At 76.3% G+C, this 6833-nt stretch carries 3 protein-coding genes and 1 pseudogene; 2 read left to right on the plus strand and 2 right to left on the minus strand.

What is annotated here, in order from left to right:
* Positions 1–182 precede the first annotated feature (182 nt).
* Complete coding sequence (gene eccCa, locus ACWEVO_RS25645; protein WP_452310070.1) at positions 183–4136, minus strand: type VII secretion protein EccCa; 3954 nt, start codon at positions 4134–4136, stop codon at positions 183–185.
* Positions 4137–4236: 100 nt separating this feature from the next.
* Between eccCa and eccD the strand changes: the two genes are divergently transcribed.
* On the plus strand, positions 4237–5637 hold the full coding sequence (eccD, locus tag ACWEVO_RS25650; RefSeq protein WP_452310071.1) for a type VII secretion integral membrane protein EccD: 1401 nt from the start codon (positions 4237–4239) through the stop codon (positions 5635–5637).
* A gap of 60 nt (positions 5638–5697) precedes the next feature.
* Here eccD and ACWEVO_RS25655 read toward each other — a convergent pair whose 3' ends face one another.
* Positions 5698–6204, minus strand: a complete 507-nt coding sequence (locus ACWEVO_RS25655) for an inorganic diphosphatase (RefSeq protein ID WP_452310072.1) — start codon at positions 6202–6204, stop codon at positions 5698–5700.
* Positions 6205–6516: 312 nt separating this feature from the next.
* Here ACWEVO_RS25655 and ACWEVO_RS25660 point away from each other — a divergent pair.
* A pseudogene (locus ACWEVO_RS25660) lies at positions 6517–6833 on the plus strand (D-alanyl-D-alanine carboxypeptidase/D-alanyl-D-alanine endopeptidase); the annotation flags it as partial.

Raw genomic sequence — 6833 nt, forward strand, 5'->3', positions numbered from 1 at the left:
CCGGCCACGGTGGCCACCGCGGCAGCCACACCGAGCAGCGCCCGACCGAGGACGCGCCGGGCCCCGGTCGGAGCCCCCTGCCGATCCCTGGTCACATTCCTCAGCCATTCATCGCGACAAGACCATGCTGCTCGGAGATTACCGGGTCCGTGCGGTACCCCGGTGCAACTCGGTGACACCACTCACCCCGCCGGCAGGTAGGCCAGTTGCACCAACCGGACCCCGTCGCGCCGGGTGACCAGCCGACCCCGGCCCGGCGGCAGCGGTCCCGCCCGCACCTGCCCGACGAGCGCGCTTTCCTCCGGGCCGCCGGACATCACCAGGCCGGGCGTGGAGAGCTCCCGGAGCCGTTGGATGACCGGCTCGAACGCCGTCCGGCCCGAGCCGGCGGCGCGACGGGCCAGCACCAGGTGCAGCCCGACGTCCCGGGCGTGCGGCAGGTGCTCCTCCAGCGCGCGCAGCGGGTTGGTCGGCCCGCCGGCCACCAGGTCGTAGTCGTCCACCAGCACGAACAGCTCCGGCCCGGTCCACCAGGACCGGCTGCGCAGCTCGGCCGGCGTGACCTCCGGGCCGGGCAGCCGCCCCTGCAGGTAGCCGGCCGCCGAATCGATCAGCTCGGCGGTGTGCGGGGCGGCCGTGCCGTACCCGATCAGGTGCGGCGTCTCGATCGTGCCCATCAGGCTGCGCCGGTAGTCGACCAGCATCACCCGCGCCTGATCGGGGGTGAACCGGTTGACGATCGAGGTGGCCAGTGCCCGCAGGAACGACGACTTGCCGCACTCCGCGTCGCCGAACACCACGAAGTTGGGCTCGACCGCGAAGTCCAGCACCACCGGGCGCAGGTCCGCCTCGGCCACCCCGATCGCGAAGGCCAGCCCGCTGGTCGCGCCCTGGTCCAGCTCGGCGTACGGCAGCACGGGCGGGAGCAGCCGTACCGGGGGCGCGGCCGGCCCGGTCCAGGCCCCGGCGACCGCCTTGACCAGGTCGGTCGTCTCGCCACCCAGGGCGCCGACGGTGGGGGTGGCGGCGAGGAAGTGCAGCCCGCCAGCGGTGATGCCGCGCCCCGGCCGCCCCTCCGGCACGGTCACCGCGAACTGCCGCTTGCTCACCACCGTGTCGGACGGGTCGCCGAGGCGCAGCTCGACGCGGGAGCCGAAGAGGTCGCGGATCGCCGGGCGGAAGTCCGACCAGCGCAGCGAACTCGCCACCACGTGCACCCCGTACGCCAGCCCCCGGGTGGCCAGCTCGGTGACCAGGGGTTCCAGGTCGTCGTAGTCGCTGCGCAGGACGTTCCAGCCGTCGACCACCAGGAACACGTCGCCGAACGGGTCGGTGCCCGGCTGCCCGCCGGCCAGCGCGGCGGCCCGCCGCCGGCGCCAGGCGGCCACCGACTCCACCCCCGCCTCGGCGAACCGCCGTTCCCGCTGGGCCAGCAGGCCGGCGATCTCCCCGACGGTCCGGCGGACGGCGGTGTCGTCGGTGCGCCCGGCCACCCCGCCGACGTGCGGCAGGTCGCGCAGCACGCCGAGCGCGCCACCGCCGAAGTCGAGGCAGTAGATCTGCGCCTCGGCCGGGGTGTGGGTGAGCGCCAGCGCGCAGACCAGCGTGCGCAGCAGGCTGGACCGCCCGCTGCGGGTGGTCCCCACCACCGCCACGTGCCCGGCCGCCCCGTCCAGGGCCAGCCAGAATAGGTCCCTGCGCTGCTCCAGCGGCTTGTCCACCACGGCCACCGGCACCTGGAGGGCGCCGTGCAGTTCCGGGTTCGCGACGGTGCGGCCGCGGACCGGGTCCACGCCCACCGGGCCGAGCAGCTCGTCGAGGGCCGGGGAGGCGTCCAGCGGCGGCAACCAGACCTGGTGGGCTGGCGGACCCTGCCCGGCCAGCCGCCCCACCAGCAGGTCGAGCAGGCTCCCGGTGGCGTCCTCGGTGGCCGGGAGCGCGGGCGGGGCCGGCGGCTCGGGCACCGGCACCAGGTGGGTGGAGAAGGTGAGCAACCGGGGCGCGCCGCCGCCCGCCGCGCCCGCCGGCCCGCCCGGTCGGCGGACCGGGCCGGAGACGTACGCGGCCTTGAACCGGACCAGCGGGTCGGTGCCCGCGCGCAGGTAGCCGTGCCCGGGCGTGCGGGGCAGCTCGTGCGCGTCCGGCACCCCGAGCACCGTCCGCGACTCCAGCGCCGAGAAGGTGCGCAGCCCGATCCGGTACGACAGGTGGGTGTCCAGCCCGCGCAGCCGCCCCTCCTCCAGGCGCTGGGAGGCCAGCAGCAGGTGGACCCCGAGCGACCGGCCCAACCGGCCGATCTGGACGAACAGGTCGATGAAGTCGGGCTTGGCCGACAGCAGCTCGGAGAACTCGTCGCAGACCAGCAGCAGCGACGGCAGCGGGGCGAGCGGGGTGCCGGCGGCCCGGGCCCGTTCGTAGTCGCGCAGGCTGGCGAAGTTGCCGGCCCGGCGGAGCAGCTCCTGCCGACGGGTCAGCTCGCCGTTGATCGCGTCGACCATCCGGTCGACCAGCGGCAGCGCGTCGGCCAGATTGGTGATCACCGCGGCGGTGTGCGGCAGCCGGTCGAACGACGCGAAGGTGGCCCCGCCCTTGAAGTCGACCAGCACGAAGTTGAGCTGCTCCGAGCTGTGCGTGGCGGCCAGCCCCAGCACGAGGGTGCGGAGCAGCTCCGACTTGCCGGAACCGGTGGCCCCGATGAGCAGGCCGTGCGGACCCATCCCGTCCTGCGCCGACTCCTTGAGGTCCAGCTCGATCGCCCCGCCGTCCGCGCCCACCCCGATCGGCACCCGCAACCGGTCCCGGGCGGCCCGGGGCGCCCAGCCCTGCTCGGCGGTGAAGTTCTCCGGGTCGCCGATGCCGAGCAGCTCGGGCAGGCCCGGCTCGGCGCCGGGCGCGGCGTCCGGTCCGCGTACCGGACCGGCGAGGCGGAGCGGGGCGAGCCGGCGGGCGACCGCCTCGGCGTCCGCGATCGCCAGCGCGTCGGGGGTGCCGACCTCGGCGTGCCCCTCGGCGGAGCGCGAGTACAGCCGGCCGTCGACCAGGTCGAGCAGGAGGGCGTACCGGTCGAGCAGGCGGGGTGGCGGGGTGTCCAGGTCGAGCACGGTGACCGCGTCGATGCCGCCGTCCCCGGTCAGCTCGGTCGCCCCGGTCAGGTCGCCGCCGTCGAGCAGCACCACCACGTGCGGCCCGTCGGTGGCCGGGCCGGCCGGACTGAACCGGGACCGGCTGGCCAGCACGTCGTGCAGGAGCCGTTCCAGCTCGACGGCCGAACTGGTGACCAGCCGGACCGGCCCGAGCGCGTCGGTCCGGCTCGGGTGGTGGGCGTGCGGAAGCCACTTCACCCACTCCCAGGCCGCCCGCCGCTCCGGGCCGGCGCAGACCGCGATCAGCAGCTCGTCGGGGGCGTGGAAGACGGCGAGCTGGGTGAGCACGGCCCGGGCCAGCCCTCGCGCGGCCGGTGAGCCGCCGACCGGGCCGGCGATCGGGCCGCGGACGAAGACCCGGGCGAAGCTGCGCAGGGAGAGCGCCACCGGCAGGTCCGGCACCACCGAGTACGCGTCGAGGAAGCGCCGCAGCGCTCCCGCGGTCATCGGCTCCAGCTCCTCCAGGGGCCGGGTGACCGGCGGGACCAGCGGGGTGGCCAGGGTCTGCGGGCCGACCCCGACCCGGACCACGGCGAAGTCGGGGTCGCCGGGCCGGCGTTCCCAGACCCGGTGGCTCTCCACCGTCGACCAGAGCCGGCCCGGGTCCGGGTGACGGTAGTAGAGCCCGGCCCGCTGCGCCCCGGCCGTCTCCCGCACCCGGCGGCGCAGCGTGGCCAGGTGGCGCAGGTACTCCCGACGGGCGGCCATCATCTCGGACCGGCGTGGGCCGGCGCCGCCCCAGGAGGTCACCAGCATCGCCACGGAGGAGAGGCCGAACATCCCGCCCACCACGTACGAGTAGGCCCCGCCGCCCCGGCCGAACATCATCGCCATCGCCACCGTGCCGCCCAGCATCGGCAGCACCATCAGCGCCTGCTGCCAGCGCCCCCCGGTGAGCGCGGGGATCTCCGGCGGCGCCTCGACGGGCAGCTCGCCGGCCGGGATCTCCGGCGCCGGGCGGCGCGGCGGCCGCCTGATGACGACAGTGCACACTGAGCCTCCCCATGGCTCTCGGTAACCCGAGCCTGGCTCATCGTAGGTAAAGTCCTGTTATCCGTCAGTCACCCGTCGCGATCGATATGGAGAGGCCTCGATGACAACCGGGCTGGCGCGGGTCACCATCAGCGCTCCCCAGCGGCGGGTGGACGTGGCCCTGCCGGAACAGGTGCCCCTGGCCGAACTGCTGCCCGAGGTGCTCCGGCACGCCGGGGAGGGGCTGGCCGACGACGGGGAACGGCACGGCGGCTGGGTGCTGCGCCGCACCGACGGCGCGGTGCTGGCCACCGCGCAGGCCCTGCTCCCCCAGGGGGTACGCGACGGCGAGGTGCTGCACCTCGTACCGGCCCGGGCCGAGTGGCCCGAACTGGAGTACGACGACGTGGTCGAGGCGATCGCCGACGGGGCCCGCCGCCGGGGCGCCGCCTGGTCGCCGGCGGCCACCCGGCTCGCCACCCTGATCGGGGCGAGCGTGCCGCTGGCCGTGGGGCTGCTCGCCGTACTGGCCGCCGGACCCGGGGTGCGCACCGCCTGGCCGGTCGCGGCCGGGGTGGCGCTGCTGCTGGTGCTCGCCGGCACCGCCGCCTCCCGGGCGTACGGCGACGGCCCGGCCGGCACCACCCTCGGCGGGTACGCGCTGCCCTGGGCCGCCGCGGCCGGCGCGGTGGCGGTCGGCACCGGCGACCCGGTCGGCCCGCTCGCCCCGCTGCGCTGGGTCGGCGCACCCGAGCTGCTGGCCGGCTCGGTGGCGCTGCTGCTGGTCTCGGTGCTCGGCCTGCTCGGCGTGGCCAGCTGCGGCCGGGTCTTCGTGGCCGGCGCGGCCGCCGGTCTCGCGGGCGCGTCCGCCGCCCTCGGCGCGCTCCTGCTCGACCCGGCCGGCACCGCGGCGGTGCTGCTCTGCGTGCTGGTCTTCGCGCTCGGGGGGCTGCCGCTGGTGGCCCTCCGGCTCGGCAAGGTGCCGCTGCCGCCGATCACCCTGCCCGCTGCCACCCCGGCCGGCGGTCCGGCCGTGCGCGACCTGCCGGACAAGGGGCGGGTGTACGCGGCGGTGGCCCGGACCGAGGAGGTGCTGAGCGGGCTGCTGCTCGGGCACGCCGTGCTGGCGGTGGCCGCCACGGCGGTGCTGGCCACCACGGGCGGCCCGGCCGGTCGGCTGCTCGCCGCGGTCGGCTGCGCCGTGCTGCTGCTGCGCTCCCGGCTCTTCGTGGCCGTCCGGCACCGGGTGCCTCCGGTGGCCGCCGGTCTGGCCGGGTACGCCCTGCTCGGCGCGATCCTCGCCGGGCCCGCCGGACCGGCCGGCCGGCTCGTGCTGGCTGGTGGCGGGCTGCTGCTGGCCCTGACCGCCGTGGCGGCCGGCGCCACGTACGCTCGGCGACCGGTCTCCCCGTACCTCGGTCGGCTGGCCGACCTGGCGGACACCGCGCTGGTGGTCTCGGTGGTCCCGGTGGCCTGCGCGGTGCTGGACCTCTACGACCGGGCCCGGGGCCTGCTCGGCTGAGCATGCGCGCGGGCCCGGGTCGCTCGGTTGAGCGGCCCGGGCCCGTCGACGCAGGTCAGGTCAGTGCTGCTGCTCGCCGCGCTCCTCGGCCTCCTTGGCGCGCTGGTACGACGCCCGGATCTCGGCCTCGGCCTCGGTGCGGCCCACCCAGGTCGCGCCCTCCACCGACTTGCCCGGCTCCAGGTCCTTGTAGACCTCGAAGAAGTGCTGGATCTCCAGCCGGTCGAACTCGCCCAGGTGGTGGATGTCCCGCAGGTGCTCCTGGCGCGGGTCCTCGTAGGGAACGCAGAGGACCTTGTCGTCGCCGCCCTTCTCGTCCGTCATCCGGAACATGCCGATGGTGCGGCAGCGGATCAGACAGCCGGGGAAGGTGGGCTCGGGGACCAGCACCAGGGCGTCCAGCGGGTCGCCGTCCTCGCCCAGGGTGCCCTCGATGAAGCCGTAGTCCGCCGGGTACTGCGTGGAGGTGAAGAGGGTGCGGTCCAGCCGGATCCGGCCGGTCGCGTGGTCCACCTCGTACTTGTTGCGGTGACCCTTCGGGATCTCAACCGTGACGTCGAAATCCATCTTCCACGCTCCCTCGTTTGCCCACGCTGGCTAACGGAAACCAGTGGCGCCGCCCTCCCGCGCAGGTGAATGACCCCCGCCGGCTCCGGCCGCCGCATAGTGTTCGGACCGAAGTAGTGTCACCCAGGGCGCTTTTGAGCGGGGGAGGAGGGGGTCGTGGGGAGGGAAGATTCACACTACCGCCCCGAAGGGGTTGACGGACGGAAGTCCGCGGGTTCCGCCTCCGGCCGGGTCCGGGTCCCCGGGACGAACCCGGGCGGTGGCCCCGGTCCCGCCGCCGGGTCCGACCCGCGACCATACTCCGCCGCCCCGGTGAGCTGGCCGGGGCACGACGCCTCCGCCGGCATCCCGGTGAGCCCGCCGGTCCCGCCGGCCGGCGCCGCCCCGCCCCCGCCGCCCGCGCCGGGCCGCCGGAGCCGGTCCCGACTGCTCGCGGTGCTGGCCGCCGTGCTCGTGCTCGTGGTGGCCGGCGCCGGGCTGGCCGTGCTCCGCCCCGGACCGCTCGCGGGCTGGCTGGGTGGCGAGGCCGCCGGCCCGACCGCCGGCGCTGGGCGCGGCGGGCCCGGCCCGGCCGCCGGGGTCGCGGGGGCCGACCCGTACCCGCCGCCGCCGTCTCCCGGGCGGGTGCC

This window comes from Micromonospora sp. NPDC003776 (genome assembly GCF_053605645.1).